Source organism: Pseudomonas frederiksbergensis, assembly GCF_000802155.2.
GTDB classification, from domain to species: domain Bacteria; phylum Pseudomonadota; class Gammaproteobacteria; order Pseudomonadales; family Pseudomonadaceae; genus Aquipseudomonas; species Aquipseudomonas frederiksbergensis_A.
Map to the genome: position 1 here is coordinate 582047 of NZ_JQGJ02000002.1, position 21852 is coordinate 603898.

Annotated in this window: 20 protein-coding genes and 1 tRNA gene; 17 read left to right on the forward strand and 4 right to left on the reverse strand. The window is 59.5% G+C overall.

Going from position 1 to position 21852, the window contains the following annotated elements:
• Positions 1 to 60 precede the first annotated feature (60 nt).
• The 3 genes from JZ00_RS05770 to JZ00_RS05780 all read left to right on the forward strand — a co-directional run bounded on the left by JZ00_RS05770 (position 61) and on the right by JZ00_RS05780 (position 5237).
• Entirely contained in the window at positions 61 to 1860 is a 1800-nt protein-coding gene (locus JZ00_RS05770; protein ID WP_039588746.1) for a thiamine pyrophosphate-requiring protein, read from the forward strand.
• A 2-nt stretch (positions 1861 to 1862) separates the two neighbouring features.
• Entirely contained in the window at positions 1863 to 2537 is a 675-nt protein-coding gene (locus JZ00_RS05775; RefSeq protein WP_039588747.1) for a DUF2238 domain-containing protein, read from the forward strand.
• Positions 2538 to 2663: 126 nt separating this feature from the next.
• On the forward strand, positions 2664 to 5237 hold the full coding sequence (locus JZ00_RS05780; RefSeq protein WP_039588748.1) for a bifunctional diguanylate cyclase/phosphodiesterase: 2574 nt from the start codon (positions 2664 to 2666) through the stop codon (positions 5235 to 5237).
• A gap of 35 nt (positions 5238 to 5272) precedes the next feature.
• Here the strand turns inward: JZ00_RS05780 and JZ00_RS05785 are convergent, their stop codons facing one another.
• Complete coding sequence (locus tag JZ00_RS05785) at positions 5273 to 5713, reverse strand: carboxymuconolactone decarboxylase family protein (protein ID WP_039588749.1); 441 nt, start codon at positions 5711 to 5713, stop codon at positions 5273 to 5275.
• Between the two features lie 164 nt (positions 5714 to 5877).
• Between JZ00_RS05785 and pdxR the strand changes: the two genes are divergently transcribed.
• The 4 genes from pdxR (at position 5878) to JZ00_RS05805 (ending at position 9374) form a co-directional block, all read left to right on the forward strand.
• On the forward strand, positions 5878 to 7311 hold the full coding sequence (gene pdxR, locus JZ00_RS05790) for a MocR-like pyridoxine biosynthesis transcription factor PdxR (RefSeq protein WP_039588750.1): 1434 nt from the start codon (positions 5878 to 5880) through the stop codon (positions 7309 to 7311).
• A 112-nt stretch (positions 7312 to 7423) separates the two neighbouring features.
• Entirely contained in the window at positions 7424 to 7717 is a 294-nt protein-coding gene (locus tag JZ00_RS05795; RefSeq protein ID WP_039588751.1) for an antibiotic biosynthesis monooxygenase family protein, read from the forward strand.
• 122 nt (positions 7718 to 7839) lie between these two features.
• Positions 7840 to 8244: a cupin domain-containing protein gene (locus JZ00_RS05800; protein ID WP_039588752.1), complete on the forward strand. Its 405-nt coding sequence runs from the start codon at positions 7840 to 7842 to the stop codon at positions 8242 to 8244.
• A 110-nt stretch (positions 8245 to 8354) separates the two neighbouring features.
• Entirely contained in the window at positions 8355 to 9374 is a 1020-nt protein-coding gene (locus JZ00_RS05805; protein WP_039588753.1) for a GlxA family transcriptional regulator, read from the forward strand.
• A gap of 19 nt (positions 9375 to 9393) precedes the next feature.
• On the opposite strand, the gene JZ00_RS05810 is transcribed toward JZ00_RS05805, so the two are convergent.
• Complete coding sequence (locus JZ00_RS05810) at positions 9394 to 10335, reverse strand: LysR family transcriptional regulator (RefSeq protein WP_039588754.1); 942 nt, start codon at positions 10333 to 10335, stop codon at positions 9394 to 9396.
• Between the two features lie 393 nt (positions 10336 to 10728).
• On the opposite strand from JZ00_RS05810, the gene JZ00_RS05815 reads away from it, so the two are divergent.
• The 3 genes from JZ00_RS05815 to JZ00_RS05825 all read left to right on the forward strand — a co-directional run bounded on the left by JZ00_RS05815 (position 10729) and on the right by JZ00_RS05825 (position 12947).
• The gene (locus JZ00_RS05815) at positions 10729 to 11862 is read left to right on the forward strand and encodes a sensor histidine kinase (protein WP_046509194.1); all 1134 of its coding nucleotides are present in this window, start codon (positions 10729 to 10731) and stop codon (positions 11860 to 11862) included.
• Positions 11822 to 12472 (forward strand): response regulator transcription factor, encoded by a 651-nt coding sequence (locus JZ00_RS05820; RefSeq protein WP_039588821.1) that lies wholly within the window; start codon positions 11822 to 11824, stop codon positions 12470 to 12472. Before JZ00_RS05815 ends, JZ00_RS05820 begins: the two co-directional genes overlap by 41 nt.
• Positions 12473 to 12572: 100 nt before the next feature.
• The gene (locus tag JZ00_RS05825) at positions 12573 to 12947 is read left to right on the forward strand and encodes a response regulator transcription factor (RefSeq protein WP_039588755.1); all 375 of its coding nucleotides are present in this window, start codon (positions 12573 to 12575) and stop codon (positions 12945 to 12947) included.
• Between the two features lie 113 nt (positions 12948 to 13060).
• Here the strand turns inward: JZ00_RS05825 and JZ00_RS05830 are convergent, their stop codons facing one another.
• Positions 13061 to 13732 (reverse strand): Bax inhibitor-1/YccA family protein, encoded by a 672-nt coding sequence (locus JZ00_RS05830; RefSeq protein ID WP_039588756.1) that lies wholly within the window; start codon positions 13730 to 13732, stop codon positions 13061 to 13063.
• A gap of 124 nt (positions 13733 to 13856) precedes the next feature.
• Between JZ00_RS05830 and JZ00_RS05835 the strand changes: the two genes are divergently transcribed.
• From JZ00_RS05835 to JZ00_RS05845, 3 genes are all read left to right on the forward strand, one after another.
• Positions 13857 to 13944, forward strand: a tRNA-Ser gene (locus tag JZ00_RS05835).
• Positions 13945 to 14376: 432 nt separating this feature from the next.
• Positions 14377 to 15567, forward strand: coding sequence for a cation:proton antiporter (locus tag JZ00_RS05840; protein ID WP_039588757.1), 1191 nt, complete (start codon positions 14377 to 14379; stop codon positions 15565 to 15567).
• A gap of 330 nt (positions 15568 to 15897) precedes the next feature.
• Positions 15898 to 16974 carry an AI-2E family transporter gene (locus JZ00_RS05845; protein WP_039588758.1) on the forward strand — a complete coding sequence of 359 codons (1077 nt, stop codon included), beginning with the start codon at positions 15898 to 15900 and terminating at the stop codon, positions 16972 to 16974.
• A gap of 75 nt (positions 16975 to 17049) precedes the next feature.
• On the opposite strand, the gene JZ00_RS05850 is transcribed toward JZ00_RS05845, so the two are convergent.
• Entirely contained in the window at positions 17050 to 17394 is a 345-nt protein-coding gene (locus JZ00_RS05850; RefSeq protein ID WP_039588759.1) for a potassium channel family protein, read from the reverse strand.
• 452 nt (positions 17395 to 17846) lie between these two features.
• On the opposite strand from JZ00_RS05850, the gene JZ00_RS29950 reads away from it, so the two are divergent.
• The 4 genes from JZ00_RS29950 to JZ00_RS05865 all read left to right on the forward strand — a co-directional run bounded on the left by JZ00_RS29950 (position 17847) and on the right by JZ00_RS05865 (position 21615).
• Positions 17847 to 18017: an Orn/Lys/Arg family decarboxylase gene (locus JZ00_RS29950; RefSeq protein ID WP_235433053.1), complete on the forward strand. Its 171-nt coding sequence runs from the start codon at positions 17847 to 17849 to the stop codon at positions 18015 to 18017.
• Between the two features lie 77 nt (positions 18018 to 18094).
• Positions 18095 to 19423 (forward strand): putrescine-ornithine antiporter, encoded by a 1329-nt coding sequence (gene potE / locus JZ00_RS05855; protein WP_039588760.1) that lies wholly within the window; start codon positions 18095 to 18097, stop codon positions 19421 to 19423.
• 51 nt (positions 19424 to 19474) lie between these two features.
• The gene (locus JZ00_RS05860; RefSeq protein WP_039588761.1) at positions 19475 to 20383 is read left to right on the forward strand and encodes an amino acid ABC transporter substrate-binding protein; all 909 of its coding nucleotides are present in this window, start codon (positions 19475 to 19477) and stop codon (positions 20381 to 20383) included.
• Between the two features lie 377 nt (positions 20384 to 20760).
• Positions 20761 to 21615 (forward strand): SPFH domain-containing protein, encoded by an 855-nt coding sequence (locus JZ00_RS05865; RefSeq protein ID WP_039588762.1) that lies wholly within the window; start codon positions 20761 to 20763, stop codon positions 21613 to 21615.
• Positions 21616 to 21852 lie beyond the last annotated feature (237 nt).

Sequence of the window (21852 nt, forward strand, 5' to 3'; positions counted from 1 at the left end):
GTACCGCTGCCACAGCGGTCGCGGCCCCCTCAAGACAGCCCATCAGGACGAGGAACAGACATGAGCATGACCGTCGGCGATTTTCTGGTTGAACGCCTTTACGAATGGGGCGTTCGTCGCATCTACGGCTATCCGGGCGATGGCATCAATGGCGTGTTCGGGGCCTTGAACCGGGCCAAGGGAAAAATTCGCTTTATCCAGGCCCGGCATGAAGAAATGGCCGCGTTCATGGCCTGCGCCCATGCCAAGTTCACCGGCGAGCTGGGGGTCTGTATCGCAACGTCTGGCCCTGGGGCGTCGCACCTGATTACCGGTCTGTATGACGCACGCATGGACCACATGCCGGTGCTGGCGATCAGCGGCCAGCAGGCGCGCAACGCGTTGGGTGGGCATTATCAGCAAGAACTTGACCTTGTCAGCCTGTTCAAGGATGTTGCCGGCGCGTTCGTCCAGCAAGCCAGTGCCCCGGCCCAGGTCCGCCACCTGCTCGACCGCGCGGTACGCACGGCGGTGGGTGAACGTCGAGTGACTGCGTTGATCCTGCCCAACGACCTGCAGGACCTGGAATACACGCCACCGCCCCACAAGCATGGCACGCTGCATTCAGGTGTCGGCTACCGCAAACCCAAGGTCGTGCCCTACGAGGAAGATCTGCGCCGGGCCGCCGACGTGCTCAATGCCGGCAAGAAAGTCGCTATCCTGGTCGGCGCCGGAGCCCTGCACGCCACGGACGAAGTAATTGCCATCGCCGACAAACTCGGCGCCGGCGTCGCCAAGGCCCTGCTCGGCAAAGCAGCGGTGCCCGACGAGTTGCCATGGGTGACCGGCTCAATCGGGCTGCTGGGCACCGAGCCCAGCGACAATCTCATGGCCGGTTGCGACACCTTGCTGATGATCGGATCCGGCTTCCCCTATGCCGAATTCCTGCCCGGCGAAGGCCAGGCGCGTGGCGTGCAGATCGACCTTCAGCCAGACATGCTCAGCCTGCGCTATCCCATGGAAGTCAACCTGCAAGGCGACAGCGCCGACACCCTGCGGGCGTTGTTGCCGTTGATCGAAGAAAAAACCGATCGGGCCTGGCGCGAAAAGATCGAACATTGGCGCGCGGACTGGGACAAGACCCTGGAAAAACGCGCCCTGGTATCGGCCAAGCCGATCAACCCGCAGCGCGTCACCTTCGAACTGTCGCCACGACTGCCGGACCGCGCCATCATCACCTGCGACTCCGGCTCCTGCGCCAACTGGTACGCACGGGACGTCCAGATCCGTCGCGGCATGATGTGTTCACTCTCCGGCGGCCTCGCCTCCATGGGCGCGGCCGTGCCCTACGCCATCGCCGCCAAGTTCTGCCACCCGGACCGACCGGTCATCGCGCTGGTGGGCGACGGCGCGATGCAGATGAATAACATGGCCGAGTTGATCACTGTCGCCAAATACTGGCGCACCTGGACCAACATCACCTGGATCTGCGCGGTGTTCAACAACCAGGACCTGAACCAGGTGACCTGGGAGCAACGGGTCATGGAAGGCGACCCGAAATTCGAGGCGTCCCAGAACATACCCGACGTGCCCTACCATCTGTTCGCCGAGTCCATCGGCCTCAAGGGCATCCTCGTGGATCAGGAAAGCGACGTCGCCAGCGCCTGGGAACAGGCATTCGTCGCCGAACGCCCGGTGCTGATCGAGTTCCGCACCGACCCCGACGTTCCACCGCTGCCGCCGCATATCAAGCTGGAGCAGGCGAAGAAATTCGCATCCACCCTGCTCCAGGGCGACCCGAACGAACGCGGCATCGTGGTCGAGACGGCCAAACAGGTGCTCGGTGCGTTACTGCCGGGGCATCGCAAGGACAAAGAATAAACATGCAGACCCGAGCGAGCCGTTATGAGCTGGTCCTGCTGGGAAGCTTCGTCGTCCTATGGACATGGCTGGCCATCGCCCCGGTCAAACGCAGCGACTGGCTGGCTGAAAACCTGCTGGTCGTTGCCCTGCTGGTGGCTCTGGTGGCGGTCCACCGGCGGTTCAGCTTTTCGCGCCTGTCCGCCACGCTGGTATTCGTGTTTCTCTGTATTCACGAGGTAGGCGCCCACTACACCTATGCGAAAGTCCCCTATAACCAGTGGTGGCAAGCCCTGACCGGTGGCGAGCCGCTCGACGAACTCCTGGGTTTCCAGCGCAACCAGTTCGATCGCCTGGTGCACTTCAGCTATGGATTGCTGCTGGCCTATCCGGTGCGCGAGGCGCTGCTGCGGGTCATCCCGGCCCGGGGTTTCACGGGTTACTTCCTGGCGTGGAACCTGATCCTGTCCTCATCGGCGATCTACGAGCTGATCGAATGGATTGGCGGTGCGTACATGGGCGGCGACACGGCCAAGGCGTTTGTCGGTGCGCAACAGGACCCGTGGGATTCACAAAAAGACATGGCCCTGGCGGCACTGGCTGCTTGCTTGACGCTGATGGTGGCGGCCACTGTCAATTATTTCCAACAACGGGACTTCGCCCGGGAATGGGCGCTGCGCGGCAAAACCAGCAGTTGAAAGCGATCGCACGGCGAAAATGGAGCAACCGGTCAACAATCGCCTACTTTTATTAAGTTAATCAGGCGGTCAGCCGATACAACCCTAGTGCGGGGTATCTCGCGTTCAGCTGATGGCTTTGTTTTTATGATTGAACATGCTGGCAACGGCTCCACGGTGCTTTCCGGCGAGCGGCCTACCCGAAGTTTTACCCGCCGCACCTTTCCGGCCATCATGCTGTTGCTCTTTGTCATGTCTTCACTGGCAATCGCGGTGCTGCTCAACATCACCCGGACCCAGGACGAACAGGCACGCGACCAGAGCCTGTTCTTTGCCCAGCGAGCCATCGACGGTATTCGTACAGGCATCGGTCGTGACTTGAGCGACTATTCCAAATGGAGCGATGCCTACCGTCACCTGCACGTAATGGTCGACAAAGACTGGGCCTATGACCAGGAAAACGTCGGCAGCAGCGTGTTTTCGCTGTATGGCTACCAAGCAGTTTTCGTCATCTCGCCGACCGGCAAGACGGTTTATTCGGTCATCGATGGCCAGATGAGCGAAGTGGCGGCCGACACCTGGCTGACCGGCGACCTGCGGGCGCTCGCCAGGAAGGCCAGCGCCGCGGAGAATCGCGATGAGGTGATCGTCGAAATGCTCCATCATGAAGACGCGCCCGCCTTTGTCGCCGTCTCCGCGATCACCACCGGTACCGACAACAGCGTTGAAGAAATTCCTGGCCCGCCCAGCCTGCTTTTGTTCGTCAAAGTTCTCGACAGCGCTGCGTTGCAGAGCCTGTCACGGGACTTTGCCCTGCCCAATGCACATATCGCCCATACGCCAGGCCCGAAAGACACCGCGCAATTGCTGCTCGACGACCTGACCCGCGAAGCCCTGGCCTGGCGTCCCGCAACGCCCGGCAAGGACCTGCGCAAGGTGCTGCTGCCGCTATTGGCGCTGGCATTGTTGTTTCTTGCGATCATGGCCATGGCGGTGTTGCGTCATGCCTTGATCATGCTCCGCGCCCAGGAACGCCAGTACGCCAGCCTCCTGGCCCATCGCAAGGCGTTGGAACGCAGCGAGGAACGCTTTCGCGACATCGCCGAAGTGTCGTCCGACTGGTTGTGGGAGGTCGACGCGACCGGAACCTTGACCTACCTGTCGGAACGCTTCGAACAGGTGACGGGCTTCAGCCCCACGGAATGGGTCGGCAAACCGTTGCACCGGTTGCTGCACCCCCACAACGGATCGATCTCCATCGCCCATTGGCTGCTCGGCGGGGCCAACAGCGCTTCGTCTGCCCCGTTGCTGTGCGAATACACCGCGCGCAACCAACGCGTCCGCACCTGCAAGCTCTCGGTGCGAGCCATCGACGCCGGCAGCCAAGGCTTTCGCGGCACCGCCACCGACATCACCGACGAGTTGCGGGCGCTGGCGCAGATCAAGCATCTTTCCTTGCACGACCCACTCACCGGGCTGGCCAACCGCAACCGCCTGTTCGATTGCCTGAGCGAGCACCTGGACCAGGCGCAAAGCACGCCATTGGCGCTATTGAACCTGGACATGGACCGGTTCAAACCGGTCAACGACTCCCTGGGCCATGCCGTAGGCGACAAGGTCCTCAAGGAAGTGGCCCACATCCTCCAGCAAAACGTGCGCGACACCGACCTGGTGGCACGACTGGGGGGCGACGAATTCGTCATCGTCATGCCCAACCCCGGCAGCGCCAGCGACCTCGATCAGCTCTGCGAACGCTTGATCGACTGCATGCAACGCCCCATGCACCTGGACGGCAATACGCTGTACCTGGGCGTAAGCATCGGCGTGGCCTGGTCGCAACCCCTCGACCCGCGAGCCGAAGAACTGTTGCGCCAGGCCGACATCGCCCTGTATGCGGCCAAGGCCGCCGGGCGCAATACCTGGCGCATCTATGAAGAGGCCATGGGCAATATCGCCCGCGACAAACGCCGCTACGAACAGCAACTACGCGATGCGATGCAACAGGGCCAGCTTGAACTGCGTTACCTGCCCCGATTCGACGTCAGTGCCGAGCAGTTGCATGGATTCGAAGCCCAGGCGTTCTGGCACCATCCGGAGCGCGGCGAACTGGCTGGAAGCGACTTCATCCCGGTTGCCGAAGCGTCTGGCCAACTGGAGGAACTGGGCACCTGGATGTTGATCAACGCCTGCGAAGAAGCGACGGCCTGGCCCAACGAGCTCAACGTTTCCCTGGCTGTTTCGCCTCGGTGGTTCAGCAGCAGTTTCCTGTTCAACCAGGTGCACAAGGCGCTGGAGACCAGCGGGCTGTCAGCCCAGCGCCTGACGCTTGAAGTGGCCGAAGGGGTATTGCTGACGGATCACAAGACGCTCGCCAATACCTTGCATGCCCTCAAGGCCCTGGGTGTGCGGATCAATATCGATAAGTTCGGCACCAATATCGCATCTCTGCGGGAGGTCCTCGACCAGCCGTTCGACGGCATTCGCTTTGATCGCAATATTCTTGCGCAGTTGGGTCTGGAGCAGGATGAAGAAGGTGTGCTGGCGATGATTCGGTTGAGTCGCAGCGTCGGGCTGATTGTCACCGCCGAGGGCATCGAGACTGCCCGGCAGTTCAATCAGTTGCGCAGTGTGGCGTGTGATCATGTGCAAGGTCCTTATTTCGGCGCGGCGTTGGCTCGGTCGCAGATGGCTTCGTTCTTTACTACGCCGCGATGGCTCTAGCCTCTAGCGTTGACAGGCAGCCTCGTAAGCCCCGCCTACCCCCCCGGACTCTGCCGAAAACTGACCGCCAACCGATTCCAGCTATTGATAGTGCTGATCACCATAGTCAGGTCCACCAGTTCCTCTTCGCTAAAACTGCCACGGGCCAACGCAAAGACGTCATCCGGCACCCGGCTTTCAGCCAACAGCGTGACCGCTTCAGTCCATGCCAGGGCAGCCCGCTCGCGATCGCTGAAAAAGCCACTGTCGCGCCACACCGCTACCGCATAGAGGCGCCGCTCCGTCTCGCCTTGGCGCCGTGCATCCACCGAGTGCATGTCGGTGCAGAAGGCGCAGCCGTTGAGTTGCGAAGCGCGAATCCTGATCAACCGCAGCAACGCCGGCTCGATGCTCAGGCGGCTGGTCAGCGCTTCCAGGCCAATCATTGCCCTCATCGCCCCGGGGGATGCACTGTAGTAATCAAGACGCGGGCTCATGGTGGGTTCCTTAGTGGTTGATCGATCCACGGTAGGACGCCGAGGCCGTCCGCGACAGGTCCAATGCGTCGATAAACGTCCACGCAACTTCTCCGGTCCGGCGCATTGCGGGTAATCTTGCGTCTCGCCCCTTGCCGCAATCGATCACCCAGGAGCCCGCGGGTATGGAACTTCATGTCGTCATCAACGGCCGCAAGGACCTGACGGGTCAGTTGTATCGACAATTGCGCAGCGCCATCGAAAGCGGTCGTCTTGCCGCCGGCACGCAACTGCCGCCCAGCCGGCTGCTGGCCGAGCAACTGGGCGTTTCGCGCAAGACCGTTTCCGACACCTACGCGCAACTGACCTACGAGAATCTGCTCACCGGCATCATCGGCAAGGGCACCTATGTCAACGCGCGCCCGGCCAGCGTTGTGCGCAAACAGAGTCACCGTGAGCTTGCCGGGGCGGACGTGGTCGAGACCTGGCGCAACATGCCGGACTTGCTGCGCCATCCGCTGCCCGAAAGCGCGCTGCGCTATGACTTCATCGGTGGCGCCACCGGCAAGGGGCAGTTTCCCCTGGACGACTGGCGTCGCTGCACCGCCCATGCCCTGCGCCAGATCGCCAATGCCAAGGGTTTCTACAGCCAGCCCGAAGGCTTGCCGGCGCTGCGCAACGCCATCGCCCGGCACATCGCGTTTTCCCGGGGGGTTAATTGCCAGGACGAGGACGTGCTGGTTTGCAACGGCGCGCAACAGGCCCTCGACCTGATTTCCCGGGTACTGACTCGCCCCGGCAGCCTGGTCGCCATGGAGGACCCGGGCTATCCGCCGGCGCGCCTGTTGTTCGGTTCCCATGGCGCGACGGTGGCTGGGGTGCCGGTGGACGAGCAAGGCATGCGCGTCGACTTGATTCCCGACGGTACGCGGCTGATCTACGTGACACCGTCCCACCAGTTCCCGCTGGGCATGCCCATGAGCCAGCCCCGGCGCGAGGCCCTGCTGGCTCGGGCTTATGAACTCGGGGCGATCATCATCGAAGACGACTATGACAGTGAATTCCGCTACGAGGGCCGCCCCACCGACTCGTTGCAGAGCATGGACGAGCGCGGGATCGTCGCGTACGTCGGGACATTTTCCAAGACCTTGCTGCCGGAGCTGCGGCTCGGCTATACCGTCCTGCCACCCGCGATTCTCGAGGCGGTGATCCTCGCCAAGCGCCTTACTGACCAACACACCTCCACCCTGCCCCAATGGGCCCTGGCCAAATTCATCGCCGAGGGCTGCCTGCTCAAGCACATCCGCCGGTGCCACGCCCTGTATGCCGGTCGGCGCGAACGGATCCTGTCGCGCATGGGCGATGACCTGTCGCCCTGGTTCGAAGCCGTACCCACCACGGCGGGCTTCCATATGGCGGTGCTGTGCAAGGCGCCGATGGACCTGCCGTTGGTGATCGATTTGGCGAAAAAAGCCGAGGTCGGGCTCTACAGCCTCGACGGCTTCTTCAATGAGGCACCGGTGCGTCCTGGCCTGATACTGGGCTTTGGCGCCATCGAATTGCTCGACATCGATATCGCCCTTGACCGCTTGCGAGACATCCTGCAGCAGGTTGCCTGATCGATTGGACTGGGGATTTATCCGCCTATTGGCTGTTTTAGCCTGGTCCTGCCGAGCCTATCCTTCCTGGGTGTCATCAGATTCCGTTCGACTTGATTCAGGAGCCAGGACAATGTCTCGCCAAGTAATCAATACCGTTCAGGTGCAGGCCGCTACCGGGCGCTCGGAAGAACTGGGCCGGCAGCTGCAGCAAATCGTCGAAACCCTGCGAGCCTTGCCAGGCTGCGACGCCTATATGGTCGACCGCTGCCCGCAAGACAACGAGCGCTGGAACGTCAGCGCCCGCTGGCAATCGGAAGCGGCCATGCAAGCACATTTCAACTGTCCCGAAGTCCAGGGTTTCATCAGCCTGATCGAAAGCCGCCTGGCTCGAAGCGTGGATTTCAACAGTTTCCCGGTGGTCTGACCTACGCTTACGCCCTCGCCATGGGTGGTCTACGCATCTTTCAAAAAATTGGACGTTTGTCCCCGGTACCTTGGGGCTTAGGGTGAACGGGAACTCATTCGCCCCCCCAGAGGTACTGCCCGATGAAATCGCTCTATTTGTTCGCCGCCCTGAGCCTGATTCCCATTGCCCCGCTTTATGCCCACGAAACCGCGCCGTCGGAAAACGTACAGGTACTCCAGGAAAAACTGTTGAAGAACCTGCCCGGCAAGAAAGCCATGATGCTTACCGTCGACTATGGACCGGGCCAGTCGTCCATTGCCCACAAGCATGAAGGCACGGCCATGGCCTATGTGCTCGAAGGCGCGATAACCTCGCAAGTGAAGGGCGAACCGGCCATCACCTACAAGGCTGGCGAGTTCTGGTACGAAGCAGCCGGTTCCGAGCATCTGGTGTCGAAGAACGCCAGCGCCACCCAACCGGCCAAACTCCTGGTGTTCATGGTGATGGGCGAGGACGAAGCCGTGCTGATTCCGCTCAAGAACTGAGCATGTCGAGGCCGGACAGGCCCGTCAGCTGCCTGCGCCCCCGTGGGCCGTCTCGATCTGCGATGATAGTAAACTCCCCTTCACGACGCCCGTACCGAGTCGACGCGACCATGAACGAGATGACCCATGACATCCACATCGTCACCGAGTCGATGTCTCAACCGCGCGCATTGGTGTTCCTCGCTTACCCGCAGATGGGCTTGCTCGACCTGACCGGCGCCCAGACCGTGTTCTGGGCGGCGACCAAAGCCATGGCCGAGCGCGGCCGGCCGGGTTATCAGATGCACACCGCGAGCCTGGGCGGCGGACTGATGCAGACCGCCGAAGGGCTGGTCGTGGAAACGGCGTCCCTGCGCCAGTTCGACGGCGCCATTATCGACACGCTGATCGTGCCCGGCGCCCCGAATATCCGTCAGGCGATGATTGATTGTGTCGAGCTGGTGGACTGGCTGCGCGAGGCCTCCGCCAGGGCCCGGCGCACGGCGTCGGTGTGCAGCGGGACCTTCCTGATGGCCCAGGCCGGCTTGCTCGATGGGCGCCGAGCCGCCACGCATTGGGCCATGTGCGAAATGCTCAAGAGCGGCTTCCCATTGGTCGAAGTGGACCTCGACGCCATCTTCGTCCAACAGGACAAGGTCTGGACCTCGGCGGGTGTAAGCGCCGGCATCGACATGGCCCTGGCGCTGGTGGAGGCAGACTGCGGTCGCGACGTCGCGTTGCAAGTGGCCCGGGAATTGGTGGTATTTCTCAAGCGCCCCGGCGGGCAAGCCCAGTTCAGCCAATTGTTGCTGTCGCAGACTCAGGACAGCGCCGGGTTCGATCAATTGCATGCCTGGCTGGCCGAGCACCTGGACGAGGCCGACCTGACCATCGAGCGAATGGCCCGGCAGGCACGGATGAGCCCGCGCAATTTCGCCCGGGTCTACAAGCTCCAGACCGGGCGAACCCCGGCCAAGGCTGTCGAAATGTTCCGCCTCGAAGCCGCGCGCAGATTGCTGGAGGATTCCGAGCGCAACATCGACCAGATTGCCCGAACATGCGGCTTTGGCGACGAAGAGCGAATGCGCAACACCTTCCAGCGCCACCTCTCGGTTTCACCTCGTGAGTATCGCAGCCGTTTCTCCCGTTGAAGCGAACGGTGCTATTGCTTCAAGCCACGCGGCGAGCTGGGGCCCGGGAATCGGAGAGCTCGGCAAGGAACGCGCAGCACCGGGAACGCAACCAGCGCTCCCCAGGATCATTATGGGACGTCCCCCGCCAGACCATCGTCAGTTCATGCTCTGGCAGCGGAATCGGCGCTGCCTCAGCACGCAAGTCCGTCGCCATCGCCATGGCCTGCGCCACATAGTCGGGCACGATAGCGATCATGTCGCTGCCGGCCAGCAACCTCGGCAACGCGCTGAACTGCGGCACCGTCAGCACCACCCGCCGATGCCGGCCCGCCTGGCTCAATGCCCGGTCCGAGTCATCGATTACATGCCCCATGGACGAAACCACGGCGTGGGGTCGGCGGCAGAACTCATCCAAGGACAATTCGCCGGGACGCGAATCCGCCCGCAACAGCATGGGCCGGATCGGTCGCAATGTCTTGCGCCGGGCATTGGCGGGCAACTCCAGGGTGTGACTGATCCCCACGGTAATCTCGCCGCACGACAGCAACTGGCACATTTGCCATTGATCGGCGCGGCGTACCACCAGCGTCGTGCCGGGCGCCTCGATGCGCAGGCGGTGCAACAGTTCTGGGAGCAAGGCGTATTCGACATCATCGGACAAGCCGACATGAAATGTGGCGTCGCTGGTGGCGGGGTCGAACGCCTGGCAGCGACTCAAGGCGGCGGCGATTCCGTCCAGCGCGGGAGTCAGGTTGGAAAAGATTTCCTCTGCGCGCGAGGTCGGCTCCATGACCCGGCCCCCGCGGATGAACAAAGGGTCGTCGAACATCAGGCGCAAACGCGCCAGGGCGGCACTGATAGTCGGTTGACCGAGTGACAACTTCTCGCTCACGCGGGTGACGTTTCGCTCATGCATCATCGTTTCGAAGACAACCAGCAGATTGATGTCAGCACGACGCAGGTCATTTCTGTTCATCATGGTAGTCATTCCAGGCACAGGGCCGTTGAATCAAGGAAAGTCGCACCCGGAACGTCTTGCAGGGCCGACGCGATGGAATGTTTGAAGGTTAAGCCAAGGACCGGTGGGAGTCTCTTGTACCGGAGGACGCTCGGCCCACCCTTTGGGTCGAGTCATCGAAACCTGGGTATGGAGGATGACTGCCAGCGTTGGCAGGATTTCAGGGTTTTATGTCCTACCCCGGGCCGAGGGCAACTTTTAAGATCCGGTACCGATGCCCCCCGATTCTTCCTTCACCGGGGGGGTGGACCAGAAAAATAGAAGGATTGCAGCGTGCCCACACCCGCCAAAATGCTCAGGAACGTCTACCAAAGCCTGCGGCATACCCCTTGCCCAAAGGCGTCGGGGCCTTCAATGGCAGTCAGCACTCACCCGCTGGTCAATGCGTTGGGCTGGGCCGTCGGCCTGGTGGTGGCCTGCGGGATCGTCATTATCAACTCCGAAACCCATTCCGACCTGGCGCCGACGCTGCTCTACATCACCTTGCTGCTGATGGCGGCGAATCTGTTTTCCATCAACCTGGTGATCACCGTTGCCCTGATGTGCATGTTCCTGCTGACGACGACGTTCTTGTACAACGGCGGCTATCACCGATGGGAATCGATCACGGGCTTCTTCCGCTGCCTGACGGCCCTGTCTGCCATCGCGTTCCTGGCGCTGCGCAGCAAGCAGGCCTCGGACAGCCTGCGGCACAACCAGGCGTACCTGATCGAGGCCCAGGCTCATTTGGCCCACGCCACCCGGTTGACCTCCCTGGGAGAAATGGCCGCATCCATAGCCCATGAAGTCAACCAACCACTGACGGCCATCACCAGCAGCGGCGAGGCATGTCGTCGCTGGCTGGATCGTCCGGTCCCAGACCTCAAGGAAGCCCTCGACTCGCTGGAGCGGATCGCCACCAACGCGTGTCGCGCCAGTGAAGTGATCAATCGTACCCGAGCGATGGCGCGCAAATGCGATCCGCTGCGCCGGCCTGAAAACCTGGACGAGATTGTCAACGAATCCCTCGACCTGGTGCGCCAGCAATTGGTCCTTCACAGAGTCAGTGTGAAGACGGACCTCGCAGCGACGGCAAGCCGGGTCAACGCCGACCGCGTGCAGCTGCAGCAAGTGATCATCAACCTGATCATCAATGCGTGCCACGCCATGGAGGCGATAAAGGTGCGCGACCGAGTCCTGCGCATACGCACCTGGACACAAGCGCATGAGGTGCTGCTGGAGATCGTGGACCAGGGGGTCGGCATCGATGAAGAGGTCCTGCCCTCGTTGTTCGTCCCGTTTTTTACCACCAAGGAAAACGGCCTGGGCATCGGGCTTTCCATCTGTCGCTCCATCATGGACTTCCATGAGGGCAGGATCTGGGCCGCCAGCGCAGTGGGCCAAGGCACCTCCTTCACGTTTTCGTTGCCGCTACTTCCCTCTGCATGCCCCGCCAAGGACGCTGTCGATGAACCCAAGCCACGCCATGAACCCTGCTCTCACCACTGAGCCCATCGTCTATGTGGTCGATGACGATCCATCGCTGCGCGAAGCACTTCGCAGCTTGCTACGCTCCATCGGCCTGCGGGTCGAACTGTTCGACTCGGTTGCGGATTTCATGGGCCATCCGCGCGCCGACACACCCAGTTGCCTGTTGCTGGACGTGCGCCTTCGCGGCATCAGCGGCCTGGATTTCCAGCAACAACTGGCGAGTGCCAACGTTCATCTGCCGATCGTATTCATGACCGGCCATGGCGACATCGCCATGACGGTGCGCGCCATGAAGGCCGGCGCCGTGGACTTCTTGACCAAGCCCTTTCGCGAACAGGACCTGATCGATGCGGTGTCCACCGCCCACCAGCGCGACCGATTGCGCCGAGAGTCCGAACGCAGCCGGCAGTTGCTCCACGACCGCTACGCCAGTCTTACCGCCCGGGAACGCCAGGTGATGGCATTGGCCGCGTCAGGGCTGATGAACAAGCAGATTGCCGGGCAAATCGGCTTGAGCGAGATCACCGTCAAGATCCATCGTGGCCAGGCCATGCGCAAGATGGGCGCGCGCTCGTTTGCCGAGCTGGTGCGCATGGCCCAGGCACTGGACCTGGATCGCGGTCATTGAAAGTTCATACCCACGTATACTAGGCGCGGCCTTTGGACCGCGTATCTTGCAGTGATGGGGGCGCCTTTATGGCGACCTGACATTACTGCCAGGTTTCGAAATGTCCGACACCGCAATTATTTCAATCATCGATGACGATGAATCGGTTCGAGTTGCATTGGATGGGTTGCTGCGCTCCCACGGTTATCGCGTCAGGACGTATGCCAGCGCCATCGATTTTCTATCTTCAGGTGGATTTGAGAACACCGCGTGCTTGCTGTCGGACATCCAGATGCCGGAAATGACTGGCACCCAACTGAGCGATGAGCTTTGTCTTCGCGGCATCGAGATTCCGCTTATTTTCATCACCGGTCTTCCCGCTGTACCGCCACGAGCGAGGCCCGGAGGAACGGGGCCGGTAGCGGTTTTTCCCAAGCCGTTCAATTGCGCCGAACTGATTGCTTGTATTGAATCGGTGCTTGGTCGTCTGGCTTGACGTGGTGTTGTGTATACCGTTGGTGCTGACGAAAAAAAACGGCGCCCTTCCTATCCGGAAAAGGCGCCGTCTTCAACTCGACAGCTCACGCCAGAAACAGATATCCAAGGATATCAGTCATCGCGTCCCATCAAGCCGAACAGCTGCAACAAGCTGACGAACAGGTTGTAGATCGATACATACAGGCTGATGGTCGCCATGATGTAGTTACGCTCGCCGCCGTGGATGATGGCGCTGGTCTGATAAAGGATGCAGACCGACGAGAACAGCACGAAGCCGGCGCTGATCGCCAGTTGCAGGCCGCTGATCTGGAAGAAGAAGCTTGCCACGACCGCACCCAGCAACACGAAGAAGCCTGCGGTGATGAAACCGCTCAGGAAGCTCATGTCCTTGCGGGAGATCAACACGTAGGCCGACAGGCCGCCAAACACCAGGGCGGTCATGGCGAAGGCCGAGCTGACGACTTCGGCGCCGCCCTGCATCCCCAGGTAACGGTTGAGGATCGGGCCGAGCAGGAAGCCCATGAAACCGGTCAGGGCGAAGGCGGAAACCAGGCCCCAGGCCGAATCGCGGAGCTTGTTGGTGAGGAAGAAAAGGCCGTAGAAACCGATCAGCACGACAAAGATGTTCGGATAACCGACACGCATCTGTTGTGCGACGAAGGCCATCACGCCGCTGAAAGCGAGCGTGAGTGCCAGCAGGCCATAAGTGTTGCGCAGGACGCGGCTAACCTCTAGCTGCTCAGCCTGCACGCTGTTGTTCACTGCGTAATCCTGTTCGCGCATGGCGACACTCCTCCGGTTCTGAAACATTCAGTGGCAACGATCATAACAGACGCTCTGTAACAAGCTACGTAGAGAGTTTGACAGTGTGTTTCATTCGGGTATTATGGCGCCCGCAACGCAATACGGAGGTGTGGCCGAGTGGTTTAAGGCAACGGTCTTGAAAACCGTCGACTGTAACAGGTCCATGAGTTCGAATCCCATCGCCTCCGCCATCTTTTAACGACAAAGCCCTGATTATTCAGGGCTTTGTCGTTTCCGGGCCCAGGAAATTCCCTCCAGCTCTTGCGTAATCGTTTCCCTATGGGTCCGCCGGATCGGCTGGATGTTGCGCCTGACTCGCACTTGCTCGTAGTCACCCGTCTTAAGGTGACAACGTCCATGCTGGTCAGGGATGCATTGATCCCAGACGGAGAGATAAAAGAAAAATCTTCTAGCTCACGGATTCAATCCTACAATTTCGGTAGCAACGTCACGTCGACTGCAAGAAGTACGGCATACCGAGAATTTACCCCGCGATCCAGGTATGAAATCGGGCATTCAAGAGCCCCGTGCATATCGAATGGTCTCGTTTCAGATTCTCGAGCTGCGCACACCAATGGCCGTGCCATTGCCCTAGCGACATCCACTGGACGAGCAGGTCAGCGATGTATCAGAACCTAGCCCTGCTTGCCGCGTTCCTCCTGACCTACAGCATATTTGCAGGACGTTTCGAGTCACGCCTGCTAAATGGTCCGCTGATGTTCATGCTTGCCGGCCTGATTCTCGGCCCGGCGTTTCTAGGTATTCTGCAACCTCGCATTGACAAGGACGGCCTACGGATCCTGGCCGAGCTGACACTGGCAATTGTTCTTTTCAGCGATGCCGCCAACGCCAACCTCAAGACTCTAAAAGCATACGAAGGTCTACCGTTACGCTTGTTGCTGCTGGGGCTACCACTGACCATGCTGAGTGGCTGGCTGGTGGGCATTTGGTTGTTTCCACAGGTACCGTCATTGGAGCTGGCAATACTGGCGACCCTTCTGGCGCCCACCGACGCGGCGCTGGGCAAGGCCGTTGTGAGCAATCCCAAGGTTCCCGCGTCCGTGCGTGAAGGGTTGAATGTAGAGAGCGGATTGAATGATGGCATCTGTGTTCCGGTGTTGCTGATGTTCCTGGCGCTGCTGATCGAAGAACAGACACGTTCTCCCCTCTCGATGGCCGGGCTGCTGTTTATCGAGGAGCTTGGCATCGGCGCGGTGACCGGTGTCGTCCTGACGCTTATCGCCTGGAGGTTGCAGCGTTACTCTGGACAACATCAATGGCAGACGCCCGTGTGGTCACAACTGATGCTGCCCGGCTTAGCCGTTCTTTGCTTTGCCACAGCTCAAGCAATAGGCGGGAGCGGGTTTATCGCCGCATTTGTCGGCGGGTTGTTCGCCAGCTATCTGTTTACCCAGCAAAAGCATCACCTGCTAAAGGCCAGCGAAGAATTCGCCAGCCTGTTATCGGTCGTTACCTGGGTCGTATTTGGCGCGCTGGTAGTTCCTCGGGCCTGGAGCAGCCTTACCGTGGAGGTCTGGCTATACGCGCTGCTCAGCCTGACCGTGATCCGCGTACTGCCGGTACTGATCAGCCTTGCAGGAAGCCGCTTCGATCTCGAAACCCGGCTGTTCATCGGCTGGTTCGGCCCGCGAGGCCTGGCAAGCATTGTCTTCGCCGTCATGATATTGGAGTACCCCCTTGAAGCCAGCCATACCTTGGTAGCTGTTGCCGTCTGTACCGTTTTCCTGAGCGTGTTACTCCATGGCTTGACGGCCAACCCATGGGTTGCTCGGCTGGCTCGCCACGATCATTGATTTTTGTCAGGAATCACCCCGCTCGCGAATGCTAGCGTTGTGATCAAAGAGCGCTACGCGTTCGTTCAAGCAACCTTTGCGGGGCAGCATACGGTCGGGCACATGAATCTTGCCAGGCAGTTGCGAAGAAGGCCCTGGACAATGCCGTCGGAGATGAACGTCAAACCAGGGCTGGCATGCTCGCCGCCAAGGGTTCAGTTCGAACCGGACAGTTGAATCTCAGTTGCACCGCCCGGCCCAAGCACAGGTTGCCCTCCGCCCTCGGTTGCGCATCCATGCGAGGGCTAATCAACTTCGTTCCTTTGCAGCCATCTACCAGGAGGCAATCAATTGGAGCCCACACCGATCGCCGAGAGATCGTTCTCTCACAGTCTGCTCAATGTACTGATTCGCGCAGGGCTGATTGCGGTTCTGGTGATTGTCTGCTTCCAGATCTTCAGTCCGTTCAAGGAACTGTTGCTTTGGTCATTGATCCTGGCGATTACACTTTATCCGTTGCAGCGTCGGCTGAAGGACATGCTGGGGCAAAAGGACGGGTACATTTCAACGCTGATCGTGCTGATCACCATTGGTATCCTCACCGTGCCGATCTATCTGTTAGGCACTTCCATCGCCGACTCAGTGAACAGTGTCATAAGTCTGCTCAAGAGCGGCAATCTGCATGTTCCACCGCCGCCCGATTCGATCGCCGCTTGGCCACTCGTGGGCAAACCACTGCATGACCTCTGGCAACAGGCAGCGTCCGACCTGCCGGACCTGGTGTACAAGTTCGTACCGCAGATCAAAGGGATCAGCCTGGCACTGTTGAGCAAGCTCGCCGGGGTCAGCATGGGCTTGATCAGCTTCATCTTCGCCCTGGTCATCGCCGGCATAATCATGGCCCATGGAGAAAACGGCAGTCGCAGCGCGGTACAGATCGCTACGCGCTTAAGCGGTCCGATCAGAGGGCCGCAGATCGCTGGACTGTGTACTGCCACAATCCGTGCGGTGGCGCTTGGGGTGGTCGGAATCGCCTTCATCCAGATGCTGCTGATTGGTGTCGGTTTCGTGATCATGGGTATCCCTGGCGCGGGTCTACTGGCCCTCGCGGTTCTGCTGATCGGCATCATTCAGCTACCGGCGACACTCATTACCCTCCCGGTGATCGTCTTCGTTTTCGCCACCGAAGGCGCCAGCACGGCGACCATTGTGTTCGCCATCTACATCTTCGTCGCCGGCCTGGTAGACAACGTACTCAAGCCACTATTGTTGGGACGCGGTGTCGATGTACCGATGCCGGTGGTGTTAATCGGGGCATTGGGGGGAATGGTCACCAGCGGCGTCATCGGGTTGTTCATCGGCCCGGTGGTGCTGGCTGTCGGTTACCAGCTCTTTTGGCAGTGGGTGCGTAGCGCGCCCGACGACTAGCCGAAAACCTGGTTGGGGCCCAGCTCCGCCCCGTCGCAATACTCGGCCCGTTCGCAAGAGCGAGGAACCGGTACGTCAGTGCTTGTCCCGCTCTGCGGCCCGTACTGCAATCTCGATAGCCCGAATACTGATCGACGCAAATATCGCCGTCATCAGGATGCCGTTAAAACCGAGCAGGATCGCAAGCACACGAGTGATGACCAGCTTTGGTGCGAAGTCCCCGTACCCGATGGTCAAGCCCGTCACGAAGGCAAAATAGATGCCGTCAAAAGGACTCCACGCTTCCAGATAGCTGATGATCAGGCCGATCAGCACGATACTAATGATGATGAGAGACAGAATCGGCCAGACCACATGCAAATAGAACCACACTGTTTTGTAGAACTCACGACGGATGTGCTTTGCATGGGCGAAGTTCATGTCACGGTTTCCTGAGGTTTACCTTGCCGGCAACTGAATGCCGCAGCCTTGATTATCATCCTTAAGCTTGGCACACATTCTCGAAACCGACGCAAAAGCCAACTAAACCATTGGTGCGATGTGCCTGTAGAGCAGCCATCGAGCAAAAATATCAATTGTCAGATGTCGATAATTAAACGATGGATAAAAAGACAAGGATTGTTGATTTTTATCAATAGTCTTTCGGTCAACCGAGGACACGCTGACGTTGAGGCAACGCAGTGGACTGCTGAGGGTCGGCACCTGCAAGGCGTCACAGCTTTGATGAAGCAGTATTTTTTTACGCTGGGGTTGTGCGAACAAATAAGCGCACTACGGTATTTGATAGTTGCCCGCGAACACGGTTACCCATCGACCTGGCACAGCACTACCCCGTACAGATCGTCTCTTATCCGCCTGGCATTGCGTTGATGATGCCCGGCGAAAAAGCCGGCACTGATAACAAGGCCATTATTGATTACTTGTTGGCGATGGAGCTGTTCGATGGCCATTTCCCTGGCTTCGAGCATGACAATCATGGCGTGGAACTCGAACGCGATAGCCAAGGCCAACTCATCTACAAGGTCCATGTAATCAAACACTAGGGTTCTAACCCTCTGTCCGACGACCTTTCAAGGGCCGGAACCGGGGTCAATGCGTTGAGCAGATCAAGGAGTTCCCGATGGCCGACTCAAGCAAAAAAATGAGCCTTATGGGGCTCACCACATTGGTGACCGTGAACATGATGGGCTCAGGCATCATCATGCTGCCGACGAGCATGGCTCAACTCGGTGCCGTTTCACTCTTGTCATGGATCGTCACCGCCGTCGGCTCCATGGCCATCGCCTACTGCTTTTCCCAGTGCGGCATCTATTGTCCGCGCTCAGGCGGCTTATCTGCCTATACCGAAGAGGCACACGCCAAATCCGGGTTTTTTCTCTGCTCCTATCTGTACTTCCTTTCGCTGGCCATCGCCAACGTCGCGGTTGCCATCTCCGCAGTGGGGTACATGACCTCATTCGTGCCCTGGTTGGGCAGTGGCGCCATTCCGCTTTTCACCGGAACGGTCGGCTTGCTCTGGTTGACTACCGTGGCCAACTTCGGCGGCCCTGGTATCACCGGCAAGATCGGTGCGATTACCGTGTGGGGTGTAATCATCCCGGTCGCAGGCTTGAGCATCATCGGCTGGTTCTGGTTCAAACCCGATTTGCTGGTTGCCGCGTGGAACCCTAACGACCTGCCAATTTCCGAAGCGATCAGCAAGGCAATTCCCCTGACCTTATGGGCTTTTCTCGGCATGGAATCAGCAGCACAGGCCTCCGATGCAGTGGAAGACCCCAAGCGCACGGTACCCTTGGCTTGCCTGTTCGGCACGTTGGGTGCGGCAGTGGTTTACGTTCTGTCGACTACCGTTATTCAGGGGATCATACCCAACGCAGAGCTTGCCAACTCATCGGCGCCTTTTGCGCTGGTCTACGCCCACATGTTCAACCCCACGGTCGGCAACATCGTCATGGCGCTGGCGGTAATGGCGTGTGTGGGGTCGCTACTGGGCTGGCAGTTTACCCTGGCGCAAACAGCCAAGATGACGGCTGACCAGGGAATGTTCCTCAAGCTGTTCGCCAAGGTCAATGCACGAAATGCCCCGATAGTCGGAATGCTGGTCTGTGGCGTGTTGCAGACCTTGTTGGCGCTATCGACCATTTCGCCCAATGCCAGCGCTCAATTCGGAAAACTCGTCAGCCTTGCGGCAGTGACCAATCTGATTCCCTACGTGACGGCCGCGACCGGCCTGCTGGTAATGATGCACAAAGCCAAGGTTGGTGTCGGCATACACCTCCGCAACACAACGCTTTTGCTGGTCGCGGTGGCCTATTCCTTATACGCGCTGTATGCCTGCGGCACAGATGCCGTATTCGGCGGCAGCCTCGTCTTGGTTTTCGGCTACCTGCTCTACGGTTTCCTGGCCAAACGTTTCGTCGGAGCCGCTCCAACCGCTGGCCAGCCTTGACCGTTGTCTTCAGGACTGCACTCAACACATCTGAATTCAGGGAACCAGGATATGAACGTCAAACCGACCAAGACCCAGAATCTGCTGCTCGTTTGTCTGCTGGCGCTGGTACCGGTGCTGGCCGATGCCAATACGCTTGAGCGAGTGCGAGCGAGCAATGCCTTCACCCTCGGCTATGTGCCGGATTTCGCGCCTTTTAGCGTTCAGGCCACCGATAAAGCCAGCGGTTATGCAATGGATCTCTGCCTGAAAATCGCCGACAGGGTCAAATCCGAGTTGGGTTTGCCCGAGCTGGAAATTCGCTACCAGCCCGTCTCGGGCGTCGAACAGGTCAGTGCCGTCAGTTCAGGAAAGGTGGACATTCTCTGTACACCCACCGCCCCCACACTTGAGCGGCGCAAGACGGTCAGTTACTCAGTTCCGATCTACACAGCCGGTCTCTCGGTAGTGGTGCGCCAAGATGCATCACCGGCGTTGCTCAACGTGCTCAATGGCAAGGTTGCCCATACCGGGCCAACGTGGCGAGCGACTATCAATCGTGGTCTGTCGAACCAAACCTATGCCGCCATCGCAGGCGGAATCACCGACACGTGGATCCGTCATCAGCTGCGATTATTGGGCGTGGTAGCCAATCTGGTCACCGTCGAGAACACAGACGCAGGCCTTAAACTGGTTGCCGACGGAAAAGCCGATGCCTTCTTCGCTGAGCGCCTGATGCTCAACAATCTCCTTAGTACGCGTTATCCAGACGCCAACCTGATTCTGCTGGAACGTATTTTTGAGTATGCCCCCACGGTAATGACAGTAGACCGAGACGACGAGGACTTCCGTTTGCTGGTCGACACGACGCTAAGTGAAATGTATCGCTCCGGCGAGATCGAGCAGGCGTTCGACAAACATCTGGGCGGAGCCAGCGACACGGCCAAAAAATTGTTCAAGGTTTATGCGATACCGGATTGAAACACTAATCATGTCCGGCATGGCTAGCACACGACGGAACTACGGAGATAACTGATGCGGATGCCCAAAGTCCAAACGCCGACAGACTGATAAATAGGTCGTGGATTGGGCTACGTAGAAAGTTTGACAGTGTGTTTCACTCGGGTATCATGACGGCCGCAACGCAGTACGAAGGTGGCCGAGTGGTTTAAGGCAAAGGTCTTGAAAAGCGTCGACCCTAACAGGTCCACGAGTTCTAACTCCATCGCATCCGCCTTCTTATTAAGTAAAGCCCTGACTTGTCAGGGCTTTTTCGTGTCTGGCGTTTGAAAAAACAGTGACGGTCTTCACAAAGGAAACAGTGCATGCCATCTCCTAAACCGCTCAAGGAAAGTAAAGTGACCAGTAAAACCATCGGTTCGATCGGCGCAGCCATTATCGGCGTGGCCCTGTTGTTTGTTTTCTTCGGCAGTTGGTACACGGTTGATGAAACCGAACGCGGCGTGCTTCTGCGCAACGGCGCGCTGGTCGGAGTGGTTGAACCGGGGCTGTCGTTCAAGACGCCATTCATTGAATCGGTGCGCCTGATCAGCACGCAGAGCCAAGTGACTTCCTACGACGACTTGCAAGCCTACAGCAAGGACCAGCAATCGGCCGAGCTGAAGGTGTCCGTGTCCTGGCACATCGCGCCTTCCGACGTGGCGAAAGTCTATACCCAGTTCAAGGACCTGGAAGGCATTCGCGACCGCATGATCAGCCGGCAGGTGCCAACCCAGGTGGAGAACGTGTTCGGCAAGTTCAACGCTGTCGCCGCGGTGCAGAATCGCGTCCAACTGGTCAACGATATTTCCGCTGCGATCAAATCGACGATTACCGGGCCGGTGATCATCGACAGCGTCCAGGTTGAAAACATTGACTTCAGTGACGCCTATGAAAAGGCCATCGAAGCGCGCATGGCTGCGGAAGTGCAGGTCAAGACTCGCGAGCAGCAACTCGCCACCGAGCAGGTCCAGGCGCAGATTCGCGTCACCCAGGCCCAGGCGGAAGCCGATTCGCAAGTGGCCCAGGCCAAGGCGGACGCCCTCGCCACTGAACTGCGTGGCAAGGCGGAGGCAGAGGCGATCAAGGCCCGCGCCCAAGCATTGTCCAGCAACCAGAACCTGGTGGAGCTGACCAAGGCCGAGCGCTGGAACGGCCAGCTGCCTACCACTATGCTGCCCAACAGTGCGCTGCCATTCATTGATCTGAAGTAACCTCCCCCGGCGCGGTCAATCCTGGCCGCGCCCTCTATTTACCCTGCACAGCGCCGGCGAACAGCAACGTCGCCCCGCCCGGTTGACGCTACACTTGGGTCACTGACGACCCGATGTTCACCGTTAGCAGGGAGCTCTACGTGTATCCAGGCAAAATACCAGCGCAATTGTTCCGCTATCTTCCTTTCCCCGCCGCTCGTCCCGATAAACGTTTTTCATCGCCAAACCCTGCTTCGG